We start from the raw sequence: 22675 nt of genomic DNA on the forward strand, positions 1-22675 counted from the left end.
TTCAGGCGTGCACGCGCTGCCGCGAGGGCCTGATGGCGTTCGCGGTTCGGGCCGCGATGGCCGAGGCGGGAAAGTCGCGGAAAGCCTGGGCGAGCGGCAGGTCGTTCCCCGCAAGGCCGGGCACGGTATAGCCTGTGATGTCGATCGTCGCGTCAAGCCCCTCCAGTGCGGGCCATTCCCGGCCTGCTTGGGTGAACGGCGCGAACTGACGCCCGACCACGACAATCGCAGCCGTGCGGCCGTGGCGACGCGCGAAGGCGATGACATGGTCGGCATGTGCGCCCTGTACTTCCAGCGGCTGGTAGTCGCCTTGCGCGAACACGTCGGCAAGCTCGTTGCGCAGCTTGACCAGATGCCGCGTCCAGGCCAGCTTGAGCCGGCCGTCCGGCCAGCTCTTGATCAGGCCGTTCCAGTCCGGCGCTTCCAATGACGTCAGCGCCGCGCGGCGCGCGGCGAAGTCGACGGGGCGGCGGTTGTCGGGATCGACCAGCGACAGGTCCCAGAATTCGCTGCCTTGATAGAAGTCCGGCACGCCCGGCAGCGTCGCCTTGAGCGTGAGCTGGCTCAGCGAGTTCAACGTGCCGAGCAGCGCGACGCGGCGAGCCAGGGTTTGCAACGCCTCCAGGAATTCGGCGGATTGAGCGGGGTCGAGGATCTTCTCGATGAAGTCGCGTATGCCGTTCTCGTAGGCTTCATGCGGATTGAGCCAGCTCGTCTCCTCCTTGCCTTCGCGCGCAGCCTTGAGCGCATAGGCCTGGATGCGCTCGACGAAGGCGGCATCGATCGACTCTTGCAGCGGCCAGGTGCCGAGCAGGGTCTGGTAGAGCATGTATTCGAACGTCGCCGACGGGGCGCGGAAATTGCCGTGGAGTGTGAGATGCGGCGCGTTCAACACCTTCCATCGCGCCACCGCGCTGGTCCATTCGCCGGGAACCTCGCTCAGCGCCGCGATACGCATGCGGGCATCCTCGCCGCGCTTGGTATCGTGGGTGGCCGTCGCGGTCATGCCTTGCGGCCATTCCCTGGCGCGGGCCTGCATGGCCTGGTGGAAGGCGGGAATGGTGAGGCCGGTGCTCGCGGGATCGCCGCCGACCTCGTTCAGCGCAAGCAGCCGGTGGAATTGATAGAACGCCGTGTCCTCCAGCGACTTCGCCATCATCGGCCCGGTGAACTGCTGCACCTTCAGCGCGAACCGGCGCACGCGCGGCGTGCTGTGCGGAGGACGGCCGGGCTTGAGCAAGTCCATGGTCAGCGCGTCCCGCAGGAAGTCGAAAATGCCTTCGTCGGCGGCAAACCACTCCCGGCGGGCGCGCGCGATGGTGTCCTCGATCAGCTTGCGGTCGTGCGCGGTGGGGCCGCTGTGCGTCAGGTAGGTGCGATAGACCGGGAAATGCAGCACATAAAGTTCGAGCGCCTGCCGCAGACTGTCGGCTGAGAAGTCGCGTGTCGAATAATGCCCGTTGGCGATGCGCGCGAGCAGACGCGTCAGCACGGTGAACTCGCTGGTAAGCAAGGTCTCGAGCACCCGCCGCTTCGCCTCCTTGACGTAAGGCGCAAGCCGCGGCGGGCGGTTGCTGATCTGCCGCCAGGTCTCGTCGAGCGCTTCCAGGCCTTTGGGATCGACCAGCACATGGGTAATGACGTTCATCCACTCGTAGCCGGTGGTGCCCTGGACGCCGGCGAAATGCGGCAGGCGCTCGTGCTCGCACAGGATCTTCTCGATCACCGTATAGAACGGCTTTGTGTTGCCCTGGGCGTCGCGCACCAGCCGGCGCAGCCGCTGGCAGTATTGTGCGGGGTCACGCAGGCCGTCGATGTGATCGAGCCGGATTCCCTGTAGTTTGCCCTCGGCGATGAGTTGCTTCACCAGCCGATGCGTGGCGGCAAATGTGCTCGCGTCCTCGACGCGCAGGCCGGCGAGGCCGTTGACGTCGAAGAAGCGGCGATAATTGATGTCGCTGGAGGCAAGCCGCCAGTGCCCGAGCTTGTAGTGCTGGCGCTCCAGGAGATGATGCAGCGTCAGCGTCTGTGCCGGGCGGTCCTTGCCGGCGCGATAGGCGGCAAGGCCGCGACTGATGATGTCGGGGGCGCCTGCGATCTCCTTGAGCTCGGTCTTGAAGGCGGGAGCTTCCTTGCGATTGGGGCGGCGCAGACCGGTGTAGCGCGCCGCGAGCGCGAGCAGGCACTTGCCGGGCTCCGTCTCGGCGGCGTCCGCCTCCTTGACGATCACGCGCAGTATCTCGCCGTAGCGCTCCGGCGCGATGGGTAGGCGGTGCTCGAAATACCAGGCGGAGAGACTTCCCTCGTCCGGATCGTAGCGCAGCTCGATGTCGCCGCGCTCCAGCGCCTCGCCGTAGGACGTGCCGAGGATCGGCAGCAGCACGCCGCCGCGGGCGCGGTAGGCCAATTGATCCCAGTCGATATCGAAGGAGGCCGCGTGCGGCGAGGCCTGGCCCCATTCCAGCACGTCGAGCCACCAGGGATTGTCGGAGAAGTGCACGCCGACATGGTTGGGCACGAAGTCGATGATGAGGCCGAGATCGTGCTGCTGAAGCGCCTCGCTCAGCCGCGCAAAACCGGCCTCGCCGCCCAGCTCCGGATTGAGCTGGCTGTGGTCGACCGTGTCGTAGCCATGGCTCGAGCCCTTTCGCGCCTTCATCACCGGCGAGGCGTAGAGATGCGTGATCCCCAACGCTTTCAGGTAAGGTACGACCGCGGCAGCCTTGTCGAAGTCGAAATCCGCCGTGAGCTGGAGCCGGTAGGTCGCGAGCGGAATGGCAGGAGGCATGTCAACCTCCGAGACGCCAGACCACCGACCAGGGCGGAATCCGATCGCCGGCCGCGCCGCCCCAGATCGGCGCGCCCGCACTGACGGTGGAGGTGATCTCGTGATCCGAGAGATTGGCGACGAGGCGCAACGTCGTGCCGTCGCCCATCCGCCAATGCGCGGTGAGCAGGCCGTTGTCGGCCGCCTCGGCGTCACCGAAGCTCGCGCCCTTCAGCCGCGGCACGATCTCCTTGTGACGGAGCGCGAGCAGGTCCTTCACCAGCGCAAGGCGCTCGTCCTGCTGCGGCGTGCGGCCGGCCCAATCGAGCACGGCCGATTGCAGCGTTGCGGGATCGAGTGGGTCGGGCACTTCGTCGCCGTATTTTTCGTACGCCCAGGCATATTCCTGCTTGCGCCCCTTGCGCACCGCATCGGCGAGTCCACCTTGGAAGTCGCAGAAAAACGGGAAGGGGACCGTCGAGCCCCATTCCTCGCCCTGAAACAGCATCGGCACCATCGGGGTGAGCAGGGTAACCGCGAGCGCGGCCTCGATCTGTTTTGGCGATGCCAGGCTTTCCAGCCGCTCGCCAAGCGGACGATTACCGATCTGATCGTGGTTCTGCAGGAAGTTGACGAAGGTCGCCGGCGGCAGCTTGCCGCTCGGCTCGCCGCGCGGCTTCTTGCCCCAGAATTCCGAGATCTCGCCCTGATAGACGAAGCCGGAGGCGAGCGCGCGCGCAAGATCCATGCGCGGCGTCTGGTAATCGCCATAATAGCCGGCATGCTCGCCGGTCAGCATCACGTGCCAGACGTGATGATAATCGTCGTTCCACTGGCCACGATATTTGCCGTTCGGCGGGTCCTGCGCAGCATCGAGCAGGCTGGCGCGATTGTCGCCGTTCTCCAGCACGAGGTGGATGTGGCGTCCCGTGGCCTTGGCGAGCTCGCCGGCGGCAACGCTGAGGTCCTGCAGCATGGACTGCTCGCCCGGGACAGCCATGATGTGGTTGGCGGCGTCGAGCCTGAGGCCGTCGAAGCGGTAGTCGCAGAGCCAGGACAGCGCGTTCTCGACGGCAAACGCGCGCACCTGCGGCAGGCGGTAGTCGATCGCGCTGCCCCATGGCGTGTGCGCATCGGTGAAGAAGATCGGCGCATAGCGGCCGAGATAATTCCCCTCCGGGCCGAAATGATTGTAGACCACGTCGAGGAACACCATCAGCCCGCGCAGATGGGCCTCGTCGATCAGCGTCTTCAGGTCTTCGGGCCGGCCATAGGCGCTGTCGGGCGCATACCACAGCACGCCATCATAGCCCCAGCCGCGGCGTCCTGCGAAATCTGCCAGCGGCATCAATTCCAGCGCGGTGATGCCGGTTGCCGTGAGATGATCGAGCTTGTCGATCATGGCGCGGTAGGTGCCTTCGGCCGTGAAGGTGCCGACATGGGTCTCGATCAGCACCGTCTCTTCCCACGGACGGCCCCGCCATTCGCGCGCGCGCCATACGAAGGCGTCGTGATCGATCACCTCGCTCGGGCCGAACACGTCCTTGGGCTGGAAAGCCGAAGCAGGATCCGGCACGTCGATCTCGTCGTCGATCCTGAACTTGTAGGGGCTGCCGGCGGTGAGACCGGCAATGTCGGCGACGTACCAGCCATCGTGCCGGCGCTGCATCGCGTGCCTGCGGTCGAGCAAGAGGTCGACACGGCGCGCGGCGGGGGCCCATAGCCGGAACGACACGCCGTCCTTCGTCGGCCTCGCCCCGAAGGATGCCCTCATGGTGCCCCCGCAAAGGCGAGCACGGAGCGCGGCGGCGCCTTGCTGTCGCTCCCGGGCAGGAAGTCGATCGTATTCAGCTTGGCATCGGTCGTGTTCAGGATCTGCTGCCAGCTCTTATATTCGGCCATTCTGGGCAATTTGAATGCGATCTCTTCGGGGGCGGCGTTCAGGACGATAAAGATCGCAGCCCCGCCCGGTTCCATCGGGCCCATCACATAGGAGAGGAATCTGCCTTCCGGAAATTTCCAGTCGCTCTCCGTCATCTCGTCGCCGGCGGGCGTCAGCCACAACGCACCGTAGGAGGCGCCGTCCTTGGGCCGGCCATCAAGCCAGCGATGGCTGCGCAGCTGCGAGAACCGGCGGCGGATGTCGGCGAGATGGGCGACGAAATCGACCATGTCGTCGCCCTCCTTGCCGAGATTGTCCCAGCCGACCCAGCCGACTTCGTTGTCCTGGCAATAGGCGTTGTTGTTGCCGGATTGCGAGTTGCCGACCTCGTCGCCGGCGAGGATCAACGGAACGCCCTGCGCCAGCATCAGGCAGGCCAGCACGTTCTTGCGCAGCTGCCGGCGCAGGCTGATGATGTTGGGATCATCGGTCGGCCCCTCGACACCACAATTGTTGCTGTGATTGTCGTTGGAGCCGTCGCGATTGTCCTCGCCATTGGCCTCGTTGTGCTTCTCGTTGTAGCTGAAGAGGTCGGCGAGGGTGAAGCCATCGTGGACGGTGATGTGATTGATGCTGGCGCGCGGCCGGCGTCCGTCATGGTTGAACAGGTCGGACGACGCGGTCATACGGCTGGAAATGTCGCCGATCAGGCTGCCTTCGCCGCTCCAGTAGCGGCGCATGGCGCTGCGATAGCGATCGTTCCATTCCGACCATTGCGATGGGAAGGCGCCGACCTGGTAGCCGCCGAGCCCGAGGTCCCAGGGCTCCGCGACGAGCTTGACGGCCGCCAGCACCGGGTCCTGCCGGACCGCGGTCAAGAACGAGCTGCCGCGATCAAAGCCGTGCGGTCCCCGCGCCAGCGTGGTGGCGAGGTCGAAACGGAAGCCATCGACATGGCAGACCTCGACCCAGTAGCGCAGGGAATCCATCACCATCTGCAGCACGCGGGGGTGGGTGAGGTTCACCGACGAGCCGCAGCCGGTGAAATCGTCGTAGTAGCGCGGGTTCTCGCGGTTCAGCCAGTAATAGGAGGCGTTGTCGATGCCGCGATAGCACAGCGTCGGGCCGAGGTGGTTGCCCTCGGCGGTGTGGTTGTAGACGACGTCGAGCATCACTTCGATTCCGGCATCGTGCAGCCGCGCCACCGTGGTGCGGAAGGAATCGAGCGCGTTGTCCTGAGCGTAGCGCGGCTCGGGCGCGAAGAAGGACAGCGTGTTGTAGCCCCAGTAATTGGCGAGCTTCTTTTCCACGAGGATGCGGTCGTCGACGAAGCTGTGGATCGGCAACAGCTCGACCGTGGTGACTCCGAGCTTCTTCAGGTGCTCGATCATCGCCGGCGAGGACAGGCCGCCATAGGTGCCGCGCAAGTTCGGCGGCACGTCGTCGCGCTTCTGAGTGAGGCCCTTGACGTGGGCCTCGTAGATGATGGTGTCTTCCCAGGAGATGTTGGGACGGATCTCGCGGCGGCCCCAGTTGAAGGTCTCGTCGACCACGACGGCCTTCGGCATGCCGCGCGCATTGTCGCGCCGGTCGAAGGACAGGTCTTCGCGCGGTGAGCCGGTGCGATAGGCAAAATGGGCATCGCTCCAGACCAGCCGCCCGGCAAGCCGCTTGGCATAGGGGTCGAGCAGCAGCTTGTTGGCGTTGAAGCGATGGCCGTGCTCGGGCTCGTAGGGCCCGTGCACGCGATAGCCGTAGAGCTGGCCGGGCGAGACGTCATTGAGATAGCCGTGCCAGACATCCTCGGTCTTCTCAGGCAGCTCGATACGCTCGAGCTCGCGGCGGCCTTGCGCGTCGAACAGGCAGAGCTCGACCCTCTGCGCGTTGGCGGAGAACAGCGCGAAATTGGTGCCGCGTCCGTCCCAGCTTGCGCCGAGCCGTGCGGGCGATCCGGCGGTCAGGCGCATCGATCAGCTTTCCGGAACGAGGAAGATCGCGGCGAGCGGCGGAATGGTGAGGCGGAGCTCGGGCGTCTTGCCGTCAACGGTCTGAACCTCGCCGATGTTCCCGACATTGCTGCCGCCGTAATGGGCGGAGTCGGAGTTGAACACCTCTTTCCACTTGCCGGCCAAAGGCACGCGAACGCGATAGTTGCGATAGACATTGGGAGAGAAATTGACGACCACCAGGCATCGCGCCTGCTCGTCAAAGCCCTTGCGCAGCCAGGCGAACACGTTGCGGTTGGCATCGTCGGTGATCAGCCATTCGAAGCCGGCCTGGTCGCAATCCATCTGGTGCAGCGCCGGCACGGCCCGGTAGAGCCGGTTGAGGTCGCGGATCAGCGCCTGGATGCCGGAATGGTACTTGTATTCGAGCAGGTGCCAGTCGAGCGATTGATCGTGATTCCATTCGCTGCTCTGCGCGATTTCCGCGCCCATGAACAGCAGCTTCTTGCCGGGATGTCCGAACATGAAGCTGTAATAGGCGCGCAAATTGGCGAAGCGCTGCCACTCGTCGCCGGGCATGCGGCCGAGGATCGAACGTTTGCCGTGCACGACCTCGTCATGCGACAGCGGCAGGATGAAGTTCTCCGAGAACGCGTAGTGCAGGCCGAACAGGATCTCGCCGTGGTGGTGCTTGCGGTAGATCGGATCCTTGCTGATGTAGCTCAGCGTGTCGTGCATCCAGCCCATGTTCCACTTGTAGCCGAAGCCGAGCCCGCCGAATTCGACCGGGCGTGAGACCTGAGGCCAGGCAGTGGACTCCTCAGCCGCCGTGGTCGCCTGCGGGAAGCGGGCGAACACTTCCGTGTTGAAACGGCGCAGGAAGTTGATCGCCTCGATGTTCTCCCGTCCGCCATACTGGTTCGGAACCCACGCGCCGGGCGGCCGGCTGTAGTCGAGATACAGCATGGAGGCCACCGCGTCGACGCGCAGGCCGTCGATCGCGTAACGCTCCAGCCAGAACAGTGCATTCGACACCAGGAAGTTCGTCACTTCGGTGCGGCCGTAATTGTAGATCAGCGTGCCCCAGTCGAGGTGGCGACCCTGGAGCGGGTTGGCGTGCTCGTAGAGCGAGGTGCCGTCGAAATGGCCGAGCCCGTGCGGATCATCCGGGAAATGGCCGGGCACCCAGTCGAGCAGCACGCCGATGCCCTCGCGGTGGCAGGCATCGACCAGTGTCGCAAAGTCATCGGGTGTGCCGAAGCGGCTGGTCGGCGCATAGAGGCCGGTCGGCTGGTAGCCCCAGGAGCCGTCGAACGGATGCTCGCTGACGGGCAGGAATTCGAGATGGGTGAATCCCATGTCGCGGGCGTAGGCCGGCAGCTGCTCGGCCAGCTCGCGATAGGTCAGCCATTCATTGTTGCCCTTGCGCCGCCACGAGCCGAGATGGACCTCGTAGATCGACATCGGCGCCGACAGGGCATTGATGCCGTCGGGCGCCGGGCGCGGCCGCGGCAGACGCGCCTCGTCGAACACGATCGAAGCCGTCTTCGGCCGCAGCTCGCTGGCAAATGCCAGCGGATCGGATTTCAGCGGCAGCAGGTGGCCGTGCGGGCCGATGATCTCGAATTTGTAGTGATCGCCGGCCTTCGCATGCGGAATGAACAATTCCCAGTAACCGCTGCCGCGCACCCGCATCGGGTGACGCCGCCCGTCCCAGAAGTTGAAGTCGCCGACCACGGATACGCGCCGCGCATTTGGCGCCAGCACCACGAAGCCGATGCCGTCCACGCCCTCGAGCCGCATCGGATGCGCGCCGAGCTTGTCGTAGAGGCGCTGATGGGTGCCTTCGCCGAGCAGGTAGAGATCGAAATCGGTCAGGATCGGCGGAAAGCGGTAGGCATCCTCGAACTCGACGACGTCGTTGCCGAAGGTCGCGCGCAGCTGGTAGTGCTTCGAGCCATTGGGCAGGGCGCCGATGAACAGACCGGAATCGTGCACGCGGTCGAGCGGAGCGACCTCGCCATGCTCGCCGACCGCCTCGACATTGGTGGCCTCGGGCACAAACGCGCGCACCACGCTTTTGCCGCCCTCGGGATGCAGCCCGAGATAGTGGAAGGGATCGGAGTGGCGGCCCTCGATGATCGCATAGGCCTCGGCAGGCAATTTAGGCATGGGCTTCGCTCTCGGCACTGGACAGAATGCGAAGCAGTTCGGTCAGCGGCGCATGGAGCCCCTCAGGCCGGTGGGACAGCTCGTGCTCTACTTCGTCGAACGCTTGATCAAGCAGGAAAAACCTTAACAGGCCTCGCGTTGATGGCCGATCTTCCGGCCACAGCCTCCGGTCGGTCATGGCTTCGCGGTAGGCGGATAGGAAGGTCGCGGTGGCGCGTTCGCGCCATTCGTCGAGCGCGGCGACGAGCCGGCCCTGCTCGTCGGAGGCGCCCGTGAGCGCGCGACTGAGGGCCGCGTTAACCGAAACGTCGATCGAGTGGATCAGGCCCGCGACGTCGCGGGCGGCCGGAGCCTTGCGCCGCTTGTCGACCAGTGGCACGCGCGGATCGCCGTCGAAATCGATGATGAAGATGTCGTCCTTCACGATCAGAGTTTGCCCGAGGCGGAAGTCGCCATGATGACGGATGTTCAACCCACGGGTCCCGGAAGGCAATAGCGCATTCAGCCGGTCGGACAGGCCCGCACGCGTCTCCGTAAGCCGATCGATCAGCGGCCGGTGCGCCTCCGGCAGGCCGTGGCGGCTGTCGGCCAGCCGTTCGAAAACCTGCTCGGCGCGAGCCTTGAGGTCGGATACGAGGCGCGCGATGCATGCGGAATCGATCGGCTCCGGAGCGAGCTCGTCCGGTCTTGCCGCGGCGAGGGCGACATGTAGCTCGGCGAGCCGCCGGCCGATCTGCGCGATGAAATGCAGATACGGCGCCTGCTCCTGGGTTTCGCGTGGCATCTTATCGGCCGGCGCCACGCGCTGCTCGTCGATATAACGATCGAGATAGCCCGTGGTCACCGTCCAGCCGTCGCCCTGGTTCTCGACATAGGCATGCAGCACGCCGAGCGCGCTGCGCTGGTCGCCGTCGACCAGCTCGACGCTGCCGAGCAGCGCCGGTGTGTTGGCGAAGCGCGCGACCTCGGTGAGATAGTGGCCGATCTCGATCTCGGGGCTGATGCCGCTTTCGAGCCGGCGATAGATCTTGGCGACGTACTGGTTGTCGACCAGCGCGGTGCTGTTCGACTGCTCGATCGCACGGATGCGCCCGGGCTCCTTGATCGTGTAATCGGCGAAGCGGCTGGTGGCCTTGAACTCCAGCCGCAGATTGTTCTCTTCCACCACGAGATTCTGCGACAGATTGCGCAGGAACAGGCCGATGAAGATCTGCTCGGTCGCGACATCGAGCAGCGTGCCTTCGCGCGCGCCCTGGCGCACGGCGGCCAGCGCTTTCGGGTTGAAGCGCTCGCGGTCGAAGCGCACCCACTCGATCTGTAGCGGCAGTACGTAGCGTGTGGTCGCGTCCCCCTGCCTGGTCTCGAAGAACGCGATCCAGGGGCGGTTGTCGCCAATGTCGCAGAACGGCACCGCAGAGGTCAACGCGGTCTTGATCTGCTTGGGATTGTGCTCGGGGAACCAACGCGTCCGTGACAGAAATCCCGGCAGCACGTCGCGCTCGAACACGCCGCGCTCGCGGGCAAGCGACACCCAGTTCGAGTTCACCGGGACCACCAGCGTCTCGAACTCCGGCACCGCGCTCGGCGTCACCGGCTCGGACTTGTCGCGCTCCAGGAGCTGGAACCAGTAGAAGCCATAGGGCCCCAGCGTGATCATGTAAGGCAGTTCGCCGATCGCGGGAAAGCGGGTGCGGCCGAGCATCTCCTGCGGGATGCGGTCCTTCCACGGCGACAGGTCGAGCTCGGTCGCTTGCGCGGCACGGGAGAGATTGGCGACGCAGAGGATCACCTCGTCGCGATACTGCCGGACATAGGCCAGCACGGCGCGGTTGGCCGGGCGGATGAAGGTCATGGTGCCGCGGCCGAAGGCGAGCGTCGACTTGCGCACCGAGATCAGCCGCTTGGTGGCGCTGAGCAGCGACGACAGGCTGCGCGACTGTGCCTCCACGTTCACCGACTCGTAGCCATAGACCGGGTCCATGATCAGCGGCGCGTAGAGGCGGGCCGGATCGCAGCGCGAGAAACCGCCGTTGCGGTCCGGGCTCCATTGCATCGGCGTGCGCACGCCGTTGCGGTCGCCGAGATAGATGTTGTCGCCCATCCCGATCTCGTCGCCGTAATAGATGATCGGCGTGCCGGGGAACGACAGCAGCAGCGAGTTCATCAGCTCGATCTTGCGGCGGTCGTTGTCCATCAGCGGCGCAAGGCGCCGGCGAATGCCGACATTGATGCGCGCGCGGGGATCGTTGGCGTAGGTGGTCCAGAGATAGTCGCGCTCGACGTCGGTGACCATCTCCAGCGTCAGTTCGTCGTGGTTGCGCAGGAACAGCGCCCATTGGCAGCTCGCCGGGATGTCCGGCGTCTGGCGCAGGATGTCGGTGATCGGGAAGCGGTCCTCCTGTGCGATCGCCATGTAGATGCGCGGCATCAGCGGGAAGTGATAGGCCATGTGGCACTCGTCGCCACGGCCGAAATATTCCTGCACGTCCTCCGGCCATTGATTGGCCTCGGCCAGCAGCAGCTTGCCTTTGGAATACGCATCGAGCTCCTGGCGCAGGCGCTTGATGATCGCATGCGTCTCGGGGAGGTTCTCGTTCGAGGTGCCCTCGCGCTCGCAGAGATAGGGAATGGCATCGAGGCGGAATCCGTCGACGCCGGCATCGAGCCAGCGCTTCATCACCTGGATGATGGCGCTGACCACGCGCGGATTGTCGAAATTGAGGTCCGGCTGGTGCGAGAAGAAACGGTGCCAGTAGAACGCGCCGGCCTCGGGATCCCAGGTCCAGTTCGACTTCTCCGTGTCGGTGAAGATGATGCGCGTGCCCTGGTATTTCTGGTCGGTGTCGCTCCAGACGTACCAGTTGCGCGCGCTGGAGCCTGGATGGCTGCGCCGCGCGCGCTTGAACCACTTGTGCTGGTCCGAAGTGTGGTTGACGACGAGCTCGGTGATGACGCGCAGGCCGCGCTTCTGCGCCTCCTGGATGAAGCGCTTGAAATCCTTCATCGTCCCGAAATCGGGATTGACCGACCCGTAGTCGGCGATGTCGTAGCCGTCGTCGCGGCCGGGCGAGGGATAGAACGGCAGCAGCCACAGCGCGGTGACGCCGAGCTCCTGGAGGTAAGGCAGCTTCTCGGTCAGTCCGGCGAAGTCGCCGATGCCGTCATTGTTGCTGTCGGCAAAAGCCTTGACGTGGAGCTGATAGATGATGGCATCCTTGTACCAGAGCTCATCCACGACCTCGGCAGCCTCGGCTTTTTTGGCATCGACGGAAGACAGGACATTCATGGCGTGAACCCTTACGCCAGGCCGCGAAATAGAAGCGCCGGATCGCGCTCTGGATCGATACGCAATCTGATTCCGCCCCATTCGATGTAGGACCGCTCGCCGGTGACGAGGTTTTCGAGTGTCGTCACATGGTGTCGCTGCCCGCCGGCGTCAATGGTGACGTCGCCGAGCGGCAGCCAGAATTCGCGCACGTGGCGCGACAGCGCGATCACGACAATGACGGCATTGTCCGGCTCGGCCGTCTGCTTCACGAAGGCAATGGTTTCGCCATCCTCGACGCCGAGGAAGCGCAGATTGACCGTCTGCCGGAGCGCCGCGTTCTCGGTGCGGATGCGATTGAGCGCGGCGATGTAGGGCTTGATGTTGCCGGGCTTGTCCCAGTCGCGCGGCTTGATCCGATATTTCTCGGAATCCAGATATTCTTCGCGGCCGGGAATGGCCTCATGCTCGAGGAGCTCGAATCCGCCAAAGATGCCGTAATTGCCCGAGAGCGTCGCCGCCAGTGCGATGCGCGACTTGAATGCCCAGGCCTCTCCGCTCTGGAGATGATAAGGCAGCAGGTCGGCCGTGTTGACGAACAGGTTCGGACGATAGAAATCGCGCTCGGGATAGCGCGTCAGCTCGCCGAGATATTGCTCCAGCTCCCACCTTTCCGTGCGCCAGGGGAAATAGGTGAACGACTGCGCAAAGCCGAGCTTGGCCAGGCCCTTCATCAGCTTCGGCCGTGCATAGGTCTTGGAGAACAGGATCACCTCCGGATGCCGGCGGCGGATGTCGTGGATCAGCCACTCCCAGAATGGAAGCGGCGCGGTGTCGTGATTGTCGATGGCGAAGATGGTGACGCCATGGTCGATCCAGAACAGCATGGCGTCGCGAAACGCATTCCACAGGCCGGTGCGATCCACCGAGGCGAAATCGGGAATGACGATGTCGGAATAAGGGCCGTCGGCCGTCCGCACCGAGCGGTCCGGCCGCCATTTGAACCATTCCGGATGCTGTGTCATCCAGGGATGGTCCGGCGAGCACTGCACCGCGAAGTCCAGCGCGAGCTCGAGCCCGTACTCGAGGCATGTGGCGACGAGCGCGCGAAAATCCTCGATCGTGCCGAGCTCGGGATGCAGCGCATCGTGGCCGCCCTCGGCCGAGCCGATCGCATAGGGCGAGCCCGGATCGCCCTCATGTGCCACCGGCGCGTCGTTGCGGCCCTTGCGGCTTGTGTGACCGATCGGGTGGATCGGCGTGAAGTAGAGCACGTCAAAGCCCATGGCAGCGATGTCGGGCACGCGCGCGATGCAGTCGCGCAGCGTGCCATGCCGGCCCGGCAATGCGCTCTGGCTGCGCGGCATCATCTGATACCAGGCGCTAAAGCGCGCCTTGTCGCGGTCTATGCTCAGCGGGAAGAGTGGTGAGCGCGTGAGGTCGGGGCGCGACTGGCTCTCGGCCATCGCTGTGCCGAGCTCGGCTGCGAGCAGTGAGGCGACGTCGCCGTTCCTCAGATAGTCCTCGCATTGCCTGATGATGACCGCTGCCGCGTCCTGCCGCGCGCCATGCGCCTTGGTCAAAAGGCCGGCGCCCTCGATGGCATCGAGGCTGACATCGGCCCCGGTACGCCGCTTGCGCGCGACCGCGTGCGACCAGGTGGCGAACTCGTCGGTCCAGGCTTCGATCGCGTAGACATATTGGCCGGGCTCAACGGGCGTGAACGCGCCGCACCAGCGGTCATTGCCGTGATGGGTCATCGGCTCGCTCCGCCATTCGCGGTCCTGCTCTCCTCGCCAGATCAGCGCGGCGGCGATCACGGCCTCGCCGTCGCGGTAGATGTCGGCCCAGACCTCGACCGGTTCGCCGGCGATCCGCTTCACGGCGAAGCGGCCGCCGTCGATCGAGGGATAGACGTCCTCGATCAGGAAAGCGCTGCCGGCTGCGGCACTTTCGACAGTTTGAATTGTCTTGTTCACGGTGATGCCATTGACAAGAAAGCAGGAGCCCGTTTCCCTTGTCGGGAACCCACGCTTGGTACCATTATAGAAAGCCGCTTATGTGTCATTGGTTCCCCCGGGAACGGCAAGCGCAGTGTGCGAGTTACCCCTGACTAACCTCTTCCGCGACCTCGTTAAAATCGATGCCCCTGGCCAAACAATGGCCTGCAAGCTGCGTGCCGAATGGATCTTTTAGCTCAAGCCCGGATCAAGGGCGTTCAGTCCGAATTCATCGACGCTCTCGGCAAGCTGCGGGTCACCGCGCCCGAGGCTCTCAAATCCATCCTCGAGGCGCTGCCGGAGAAGCGGGTTTACAGCTTCGCCAGCGGGCCGGTCGTGGTGCGTGCGCTGGGACATCCGCGCACGGAATTGGCTTCCATCGGCACGCCGCCGCTGCAATGGAAAATCCTCGGCAACGGCAATGTGATCGCCCAGGGCGAGACGCGCGAGCCCGTGATCGCCTGGCCCGCCGGCCTGCCACTCGGCTATCACCGCCTGACGCTGACGGATGCCGCGGGCGTGACCGAAGAGGTACCGATGATCGTGGCGCCGGAGCGCGCCTTCGGCGGCGATTTCGATCGCGGCTGGCTGCTTGCCGTGCAGCTCTACAGCGTCCGTTCGGACCGCAACTGGGGCATCGGCGACTTCACCGATCTCGCCGGGCTGGTCCGGCTTGCCAAGCAGCTCGGGGCCGACGGCGTCGGCCTCAATCCGCTGCACGTCCTGTTCGACGACCACCCCGCCGATTGCAGCCCCTATTCGCCGAACAGCCGGCTCTTCCTCAACCCGCTCTACATCGACGTCGAGGCGATTCCCGAATTCTCGGCAGACCTCGTGCCCGACGCGGCCGCGACGGCGGCCCGTCTGCGCGAAGGTGATCGCGTCCCTTATGCCGACATGGCGGCGTTGAAATGGCTGGGTCTGCGCGCCGCCTTTGACAGCTTCGTGACGAGCGCGAGCCAGGCGCGCCGCAAGGCGTTTGACGGCTTCCGCGCCGCTCGCGCGCCGCTGTTGTCCCGCTTTGCCTGCTTCGAGGTGCTGCGGCATCGCTTCAACGCACCCTGGTGGGAGTGGCCATCCGAATGGCAACAGCCGGACCAGGACAAATGCACCGAGCTGCGCAATGGCCCGGGCAAGCGCGAGATCGAGTTCGTCGAATTCGTGCAATGGACGGCCGACAGCCAATTGCATGCCGCCAAGGAGCTCGCCAGCCAGCTCGGCATGCGGGTCGGGCTCTATCTCGACGTCGCCGTCGGCGTGCAGTCCAACGGCTTCGATGCCTGGAACGAGCAGAAGGCGATTTCCCGCCATCTCGCCGTCGGCGCGCCGCCCGACGTGCTCAACACCATCGGCCAGGACTGGGGTCTCGCCGGTTTCAACGCCGGTGGGCTCGAGGCGAAGTCCTTCGTTCCGTTCGCCGACATGCTCGCAGCGTCGATGCGCCATGCCGGCGCCATCAGGCTCGATCACGTGCTGGGTCTGAAGCGGCTTTATCTGGTGCCGCGCGGCTTCAAGCCCGATAACGGTGCCTATGTGCAGATGCCGTTCGAGGCGCTGCTGGCGGCCGTCGCGTGCGAGAGCGCGGCCCACAAATGCATCGTGATCGGCGAGGACCTCGGCACCGTGCCTGAAGGTTTCCGCGAGATGATGCAGGATTTCGGCATCTGGTCCTACCTCGTCATGATGTTCGAGCGCGACGATGCCGGCCATTTTCGCAACGTCGACCACTACCGGCCCAACGCGCTTGTGACGCTGAACACGCATGACCTGTGCACCTATGCCGGCTGGCGCTCCTTCAGCGACCTCAAGATGAAGCGCTCGCTCGGGCTCGATCCCGGCGAGAACGACCAGGCGCGCTGGGATGCGCTCGGCAGGCTCGACGAGATCCTGCGCCAGAACGGCATCGGCGCCAACGACCTCTATTCGGTGCTCGCCTTCCTGTCGCGCACGCCCTCGCGCCTGCTCGCGGTGTCGATGGAGGACCTGCTCGGTGTGATCGACCAGCCCAACATTCCCGGCACGATCGACGAGCATCCGAACTGGCGCCAGCGCCTTCCTGTTGCGCTCGACAAGATCGCGTCCAAGATCGATCTCGCGGCTTTGAAGGCCGCGACGCGGGAACGTTCCTTGCCCGGCGGGAGTTGACAGTCGGGATTCCCAGGCTCGCACCACATTGGCTCAGAGGATCGAGGACTATGCGCTGATCGGCGATTGCGAGACCGCGGCGCTGGTCGGGCGCAACGGCTCGATCGACTGGCTGTGCTGGCCTGCCTTCGATTCCGATGCCTGCTTTGCCGCCATCCTCGGCACGCACAAGAACGGGCGCTGGCTGATCGCGCCGAGTGAGCACGCGACCCGCATCTCGCGGCGCTATCTCGGCAATACCCTCATCCTCGAAACGTGTTTTGAGACGAGTAGCGGTACCGTCGCGCTGATCGACTTCATGCCGCCGCGCGGCAAGGCCTCGGACATCGTGCGGCTGGTCCGAGGCGTCAGCGGCACCGTGAAGATGCGGATGGAGCTCGTCATCCGCTTCGGCTTCGGCGCCGACATTCCCTGGGTGCGGCGAATGGATCATGCGCTGCTCGCGATCTGCGGCCAGGACATGACGGTGCTGCGAACACCCGTCGAGACCCGCGGCGAGGACCTGACGACAGTTGCCGAGTTCGACGTCGGGGCGGGCGAGACCGTCCCGTTCGTCCTGACCTACGGCCCCTCGCATCTCGAGCCGCCGGCATCGATCGATCCGGAGCTCGCCTTCCAGGAGACCGAGAAATTCTGGCAGGACTGGTGCGGCCATTGTGCCCGCGACGGCGGCTATCAGGACCTCGTCTTGCGCTCGCTGATCACGCTGAAGGCGCTGACCTTTGCTCCGACCGGCGGCATCGTCGCGGCCCCCACCACCTCCTTGCCGGAAAGGCTCGGCGGAAGCAGGAATTGGGACTACCGCTTCTGCTGGCTGCGCGACGCCACGTTCACGTTGCTGGCGCTGATGAACTCGGGCTACACCGAGGAAGCCTCGGCCTGGCACAGTTGGCTGCTGCGCGCCGCCGCCGGATCGCCGGCGAACATGCAGATCATGTACGGCATCTGGGGCCAGCGGCGGCTGCTGGAATGGGAGGCGGGCTGGCTCGGCGGCTACGAGGGCGCGCAGCCCGTGCGCGTCGGCAACGCCGCGCATGCGCAGCTCCAGCTCGACGTCTATGGCGAGCTGATCGATGCCTTCCACCAGTCGCGCATGGCCAAGCTCAAGCTCGACGAGCAGACCTGGGCGCTGGAATGCGCCGTGCTCAATCATCTGGCCGAGGTCTGGGACCGGCCCGACCACGGTATCTGGGAGCGGCGCGGACAGCCCAAGCATTATGTCTTCTCCAAGGTCATGACCTGGGTCGCCTTCGACCGCGGCATCAAGAGTGCCGAGACCTTCGGCTTCAAGGCGCCGCTGCTGCATTGGCGCACTCTGCGTGAGGCGATCCATCGCGACGTCTGCAACAACGGCTTCGACGCAGAGGAAAACGCCTTCGTCGAATCCTACGGCTCGAAACTGCTCGATGCCAGCGTGCTGCTGCTGCCGGCCGTCGGCTTCCTGCCGCCATCGGATCCGCGCATCCGCGGCACCATTGCTTCCGTCGAAAAATGCCTGATGCGCGACGGCTTCGTGCTACGGCACGATCCACGCGAGCTGCCAGCGGGGCAGCCACCGCTCGAAGGCGCGTTCCTGGCCTGCAGCCTGTGGCTCGCCGATGCCTATGTGCTGTCGGGCGATCTCGACAAGGCGCAAGCCTTGTTCGATCGCGTCGTGGGCATTGCGAACGATGTCGGGCTGCTGGCGGAGGAATACGACTCCGTGGCCCGCCGGCAGACCGGCAATTTCCCGCAGGCGCTGACCCACATCGCCCTGATCAACACCGCGCATAACCTCTCGGCGGCAAGACGGAAGAGCGAGAAGCCGGCGATGCAGCGGTCGAAGAAGTGACCGCTGCGGCTACCCAACCCCATTCCGCTTCAAGATCATCTCCATCGCCTCGGCAAAACCGTCCTGCTCATTGCTCGCAGTGACGTGCGTCGCCTCGTCCTTGACGTTGTCGGCGGCATTGCCCATGGCGATCGAGACGCCGCTGACGCGGAACATCGCGAGGTCGTTCTGCATGTCGCCGATGGTGGCAACGGCATCGGTCGAGATGCCGACGCGCTTGGCCATGGCCTCGACGAAGGTGCCCTTGTTGAATCCGGGCGGGGTGATGTCGAGATAATAGGTCTGCGAGCGCACCGCGGTGGCTTCGCGGCCGAGCGCCTCCTGCATCGCTTTCTCGCAAGCCGCGAGCCTCGCCGCATCGGCACTGGCGCCGACGATCTTGCAGGCGCTCGATAGGTACGGCGAGAAATCGGACACGATGGTGGGGTCGGCGCGGATCGTGTGCTGCTCGTGGGCGACGTAGCTGCCGCGGGGGTTGTCGATCAGCCATTTGTCGGTGGTGAACAGCCAGATGTCGGCGCCGTAGTCGCGGAGGATCTGCAAGGACCGCTCGGCCGCGCTCGCGGGAATCAGGTGCTGCTCGACCGGCCTCATCTCGGGATCGATGATCGAGGAGCCGTTGAAGGGACCGACCGGCAGCCACAGCGCCAGCGGTTTGATCAGGAAGCGCATGCCGATCGCGGGGCGGCTGGAGGTGATGGTGAAGCCGATGCCGGCCCGGTGCAGCCGCTCCACTGCGCTCCGCGCGCGCTCGGTCAGCGTCTTGTCCTTGGTCAGCAGCGTGCCGTCGACGTCGGAGACCACGAGTGAGATGGGGGTCATGGCAGGACCTTGGAATTCATCAGGTTTCTTGCCTCAGCGTTTTCGCGCCGCCCAGCTTCAGCTGCCGCACGATGCCGTCCACGATCGCCTCGACGGTCTCATCGATCGAGACCGTGACCACGTGCTCGCCCGGCTCCGGCGGCTCCAGCGTATTGAACTGGCTCGTCAGCAGCTCGGGCGGCATGAAATGGCCCTTGCGGCGCGCAAGCCGCTCGGCGATCAGCTCCTTTGTGCCCTTCAGGAACACGAATCGGACGTCGTCGCGACCACGCAGCAGCACCTCGCGATAGGCGTGCTTCAGCGCCGAGCAGGCAATGATGACGTGCTCGCCGCGTCCGCAGACAAGCGCGATCTCGTCGGCGATCGCGTTGAGCCAGGGCCAGCGGTCTTCGTCGGTGAGCGGATGGCCGGCCCGCATTTTCTCGACATTGCTGGCGGGATGGAAGCTGTCGCCGTCCTCGAAACGCCAGCCGAGTCGCCCGCCGAGTGCTTTTGCAACCGTGCTCTTGCCCGAACCCGACACGCCCATCACGATCAATGCACAAGGTGCTTCAGCGCCGCCCACGAATTTCCTCCGGAAGCGCGGCCCTATCGACCAGCCAGACGGTCTCACCATTCGAGCGCGCGCGTAAGGCCGGCAGATTCTCGCCATTGAGGAGGCGCGTCAAGATCGGCCGCTTGTCGTGCCCGGCAATCTCGAACAGCATCTCGCGGCAGGAAGCCAGAACGGGCAGGGTGAGCGAGACTCGCGGCACGAACGGCGCGACATTGGCTTTGGCGACACCGACGACCCAGCGTCGGGTCTCCTCGATCTCGGCATAACCGGGAAACAGCGATGCGGTGTGGCCGTCCGGGCCTGCACCCATCAAGACCACGTCGAACAGCGGCCGCGCCGGATCGAGCCGGTCTGCGCCGTAGAAGGCCTGCAGCTCGCGCGCGTAGGCTGCGGCACTGGCATCGGGGTTCTCGGCCGTGGTCGGAATCGGATGGACGTGACCAGGAGGCGCATTGGAATCGAGAAATGTCGTCCGCGCGACCGCCATGTTGTTGAGAGGATCGCTTTCAGGCACGAACCGTTCGTCGCCGATGAACCAGTGCACGCGGTCCCATGGAATCCTTCCGCGCCACGCCTCGCTGCCGAGCAATTGATAGAGCTTCTTCGGGCTGGAGCCGCCGGTGAGGCAGATGGCGCTCCGTCCGGGATTGGCCGCGATCCGCGCCATCAGACGTTCGGCCGCGGTGCGGGCAAGCGCTTCGGCGTCGGCTTCGACGATCAGCTTCGGCTGGCCGGCCGCAGTCACGAGTATTTCCGCCAGCTTCGCCCGTCGCGCCGCAGCAACTCGTCGGCGCATTTCGGGCCGTCGCTGCCGGCTTCATAGGTCTCGATGCCGTTGGTGCCGGCCTGTTTCCAGGCGTCCAGGAACGGCTGCACCGCCTGCCAGCCGGCCTCGACGCCGTCGGCGCGCTGGAACAGGATGTTGTCGCCGATCATGCAGTCGTGGATCAGCGTCTCGTAGCCGGTCGAGGGATCGGCGCGGAAATAGTCGCCGTAGCGAAACTTCATCTCGACGCCGTCGATGGTGACGCTCGGACCCGGGACCTTGGCGTTGAACTGAAGCTCGATGGTTTCGGTCGGCGCGATGCCGATGGTGAGGAAGTTCTGCGACAGGCGATCGACCGCCGTGCCCGAGAACATCGACAGCGGCGCCTGCTTGAACTTGATCGCCACCTCCGTGCGCTTGTGCGCCAGCGCCTTGCCGGTGCGCAAATAGAACGGCACGCCGGCCCAGCGCCAATTGTCGATCATCAGCTTCAGCGCGACATAGGTCTCGGTGGTACTGCCGGGCTTGACGTCCGCGGTCTTGCGATAGTCCGGGATCTCCTCGTCGCCGATGCGGCCTGCGAGATATTGCGCGCGCACCGAGCTCTTCAGCGCTTCCTCCAGGCTCGGCCGCTGGATCGCAGTGAGCACCTCGGCCTTCTCGGAGCGGACCGAATGGGCGTCGAAACGGCTCGGCGGCTCCATGGCGACCAGCGACATCAGCTGGAACAGATGGTTGGGTACCATGTCGCGCAATGCGCCGGTCGCGTCATAGAAGCCGCCGCGATGGCCGACGCCGAGCTTCTCCTCGACGGTGATCTGGATGTGGTCGATGTGGTTGCGATTCCAGATCGGCTCGAACATGCCGTTGGCAAAGCGCAGCACCAGAATGTTCTGCACCGTCTCCTTGCCGAGATAGTGGTCGATCCGGTAGATCTGGTGCTCCTCCATGATCTTCAGCAGCTCGGCGTTCAGCGCACGTGCCGAGGCGAGGTCGGTGCCGAACGGTTTTTCGACCACCAGCCGCCGCCACGCGCCGTTCTCCTTCATCATGCCGGTGCGGCCGAGCTCGCGCGTGGTCGGCGCGAAGGCGGCGGGCGGGGTGGCCAGATAGAACAGCCTGTTGCCGCCGGTCTCGTGCGCGCATTCCAGCGAATCCAGATGCTCGCGCAGGCGATCGAAGGAGGGCGGATCCTTCGCGTCGGCCTCGACGAAGGTCAGGCATTCCAGCAGCTTCTTGGCGATGTCATCGTCCACGGGCCGCGTCGCGAATTGCCGCAGGCCCTTCAGCAGGCTGTCGCGCAGCTCGTCATCCGACTGGCCCCTGCGGGCCACCCCGACGACACAGAATTTTTCCGGTAACAGGTGCTCGGCGGCCAGATTGTAGAGCGATGGCATCACCAGGCGATGGGTAAGGTCGCCGGTGACACCAAAGATGACGAAGGCGCAATTTTCCGGCTTGCGCTTGGCTTGCGGGTCTTTTGTCACGAATTGTCGGCCTTCGTTTCGTTACTTGCTACTTTGGTTTCGAAGCGTCCGGTTGCCTCGGCTCCTTGTGGCCGCCGAAACCGGCGCGCATTGCAGAGAGAATTTTTTCGGCGAAGGTGTGTTCCTTGCGGGAACGGAAACGCGTGTAGAGCGCCGCGGTCAAGACTTCGGCCGGCACCGCCTCGTCGATCGCCGCATTCACGGTCCAGCGTCCTTCGCCGGAATCCTCGACGAAGCCGGAATATTCCGACAGAAGCGGGCTGTCGGCGAGTGCGGTCGAGGTGAGGTCGAGCAGCCAGGACGGGATCACGCTGCCGCGCCGCCACACTTCGGCGATATCGGCGAGATCGAAATCGTAGCGGTGATCTGCCGGCAAAGCCTCAATGTTGGCATTCTTGAGAATGTCGAAACCCTCGGCATAGGCCTGCATCAGGCCGTATTCGATGCCGTTGTGGATCATCTTGACGAAATGGCCGGCGCCCACCGGACCGGCATGGATGTAGCCCTGCTCGATCCGGGGATCGCGGCCCTCGCGGCCGGGCGTTCGCGGAATGTCGCCGGCGCCGGGCGCGAGCGCAGCGAAGATCGGATCGAGCCGGTCGACCACCTGCTTCTCGCCGCCGATCATCATGCAATAGCCGCGGTCGAGGCCCCAGACGCCGCCGGAGGTGCCGACGTCGACATAATGGATGCCGCGCTCCTTCAGCGCCTTGCCGCGGCGGACGTCGTCCTGCCAGAAGGTGTTGCCGCCGTCGATGATGACGTCGCCCGCCTGCATTACGCCGGCGATCGTCTCGATCGTGGTCTCGGTGATGCGCCCGGCCGGCAGCATCACCCAGGCCGTGCGTGGCCGCTCCAGCTTCGCGACGAACTCTTCCAGCGTCGCCGAGCCGACCGCGCCGTCTGCGATAAGGCCGGCGACGGCCTTGGCGTCCTTGTCGTAGACCACGGTCGAATGTCCGTGGCGCATCAGGCGGCGAACGATGTTGCCGCCCATTCGGCCGAGGCCGATCATGCCGAGTTGCATCTGCATCAT

Annotated in this window: 13 protein-coding genes; 2 read left to right on the top strand and 11 right to left on the bottom strand. The window is 65.1% G+C overall.

Annotated features, from left to right (window positions below):
* Position 1: 1 nt before the first annotated feature.
* From treY to BRAD3257_RS11020, 6 genes are read right to left on the bottom strand one after another with little or no spacing between them, the layout of a single operon-like run.
* The gene (treY, locus tag BRAD3257_RS10995; RefSeq protein ID WP_122401836.1) at positions 2-2788 is read right to left on the bottom strand and encodes a malto-oligosyltrehalose synthase; all 2787 of its coding nucleotides are present in this window, start codon (positions 2786-2788) and stop codon (positions 2-4) included.
* Position 2789: 1 nt separating this feature from the next.
* Positions 2790-4541, bottom strand: coding sequence for a malto-oligosyltrehalose trehalohydrolase (treZ, locus tag BRAD3257_RS11000; RefSeq protein ID WP_122401837.1), 1752 nt, complete (start codon positions 4539-4541; stop codon positions 2790-2792).
* Complete coding sequence (glgX, locus tag BRAD3257_RS11005; RefSeq protein WP_122401838.1) at positions 4538-6616, bottom strand: glycogen debranching protein GlgX; 2079 nt, start codon at positions 6614-6616, stop codon at positions 4538-4540. The genes treZ and glgX overlap by 4 nt, the downstream gene beginning before the upstream one ends.
* Positions 6617-6619: 3 nt before the next feature.
* Positions 6620-8767, bottom strand: coding sequence for a 1,4-alpha-glucan branching protein GlgB (gene glgB / locus BRAD3257_RS11010; protein ID WP_162500157.1), 2148 nt, complete (start codon positions 8765-8767; stop codon positions 6620-6622).
* A complete protein-coding gene (treS, locus tag BRAD3257_RS11015) occupies positions 8760-12053 on the bottom strand; it encodes a maltose alpha-D-glucosyltransferase (RefSeq protein ID WP_122401840.1) in 3294 nt (1097 codons plus the stop codon). Before treS ends, glgB begins: the two co-directional genes overlap by 8 nt.
* Before the next feature lie 11 nt (positions 12054-12064).
* A complete protein-coding gene (locus BRAD3257_RS11020) occupies positions 12065-14011 on the bottom strand; it encodes a maltotransferase domain-containing protein (protein WP_122401841.1) in 1947 nt (648 codons plus the stop codon).
* Positions 14012-14215: 204 nt separating this feature from the next.
* Between BRAD3257_RS11020 and malQ the strand changes: the two genes are divergently transcribed.
* Both malQ and BRAD3257_RS11030 read left to right on the top strand, forming a co-directional pair.
* The gene (malQ, locus tag BRAD3257_RS11025) at positions 14216-16177 is read left to right on the top strand and encodes a 4-alpha-glucanotransferase (protein WP_122401842.1); all 1962 of its coding nucleotides are present in this window, start codon (positions 14216-14218) and stop codon (positions 16175-16177) included.
* 28 nt (positions 16178-16205) lie between these two features.
* Entirely contained in the window at positions 16206-18008 is a 1803-nt protein-coding gene (locus BRAD3257_RS11030) for a glycoside hydrolase family 15 protein (protein WP_122401843.1), read from the top strand.
* Positions 18009-18017: 9 nt separating this feature from the next.
* On the opposite strand, the gene BRAD3257_RS11035 is transcribed toward BRAD3257_RS11030, so the two are convergent.
* The 5 genes from BRAD3257_RS11035 to gnd are packed head-to-tail and all read right to left on the bottom strand — an operon-like array spanning position 18018 to position 22666.
* A complete protein-coding gene (locus BRAD3257_RS11035; protein WP_122401844.1) occupies positions 18018-18830 on the bottom strand; it encodes an HAD family hydrolase in 813 nt (270 codons plus the stop codon).
* A 19-nt stretch (positions 18831-18849) separates the two neighbouring features.
* On the bottom strand, positions 18850-19395 hold the full coding sequence (locus BRAD3257_RS11040; protein ID WP_122401845.1) for a gluconokinase: 546 nt from the start codon (positions 19393-19395) through the stop codon (positions 18850-18852).
* Positions 19382-20131, bottom strand: a complete 750-nt coding sequence (gene pgl, locus BRAD3257_RS11045; RefSeq protein ID WP_162500158.1) for a 6-phosphogluconolactonase — start codon at positions 20129-20131, stop codon at positions 19382-19384. The genes BRAD3257_RS11040 and pgl overlap by 14 nt, the downstream gene beginning before the upstream one ends.
* On the bottom strand, positions 20128-21639 hold the full coding sequence (gene zwf, locus BRAD3257_RS11050; protein WP_122401847.1) for a glucose-6-phosphate dehydrogenase: 1512 nt from the start codon (positions 21637-21639) through the stop codon (positions 20128-20130). Before zwf ends, pgl begins: the two co-directional genes overlap by 4 nt.
* A gap of 28 nt (positions 21640-21667) precedes the next feature.
* Positions 21668-22666, bottom strand: a complete 999-nt coding sequence (gnd, locus tag BRAD3257_RS11055; RefSeq protein WP_122406492.1) for a phosphogluconate dehydrogenase (NAD(+)-dependent, decarboxylating) — start codon at positions 22664-22666, stop codon at positions 21668-21670.
* Positions 22667-22675 lie beyond the last annotated feature (9 nt).

The sequence above is a fragment of the Bradyrhizobium vignae genome (assembly GCF_900324035.1).
GTDB lineage: Bacteria > Pseudomonadota > Alphaproteobacteria > Rhizobiales > Xanthobacteraceae > Bradyrhizobium > Bradyrhizobium vignae.

Excerpts from the sequence above, each read along its gene's own strand:
- BRAD3257_RS11035 (WP_122401844.1), bottom strand. The coding sequence starts at position 18,830 with ATGACCCCCATCTCACTCGTGGTCTCCGACGTCGACGGCACGCTGCTG.
- gnd (WP_122406492.1), bottom strand. The coding sequence starts at position 22,666 with ATGCAACTCGGCATGATCGGCCTCGGCCGAATGGGCGGCAACATCGTT.
- treZ (WP_122401837.1), bottom strand. The coding sequence starts at position 4,541 with ATGAGGGCATCCTTCGGGGCGAGGCCGACGAAGGACGGCGTGTCGTTC.
- glgX (WP_122401838.1), bottom strand. The coding sequence starts at position 6,616 with ATGCGCCTGACCGCCGGATCGCCCGCACGGCTCGGCGCAAGCTGGGAC.
- treY (WP_122401836.1), bottom strand. The coding sequence starts at position 2,788 with ATGCCTCCTGCCATTCCGCTCGCGACCTACCGGCTCCAGCTCACGGCG.
- malQ (WP_122401842.1), top strand. The coding sequence starts at position 14,216 with ATGGATCTTTTAGCTCAAGCCCGGATCAAGGGCGTTCAGTCCGAATTC.
- treS (WP_122401840.1), bottom strand. The coding sequence starts at position 12,053 with ATGAATGTCCTGTCTTCCGTCGATGCCAAAAAAGCCGAGGCTGCCGAG.
- glgB (WP_162500157.1), bottom strand. The coding sequence starts at position 8,767 with ATGCCTAAATTGCCTGCCGAGGCCTATGCGATCATCGAGGGCCGCCAC.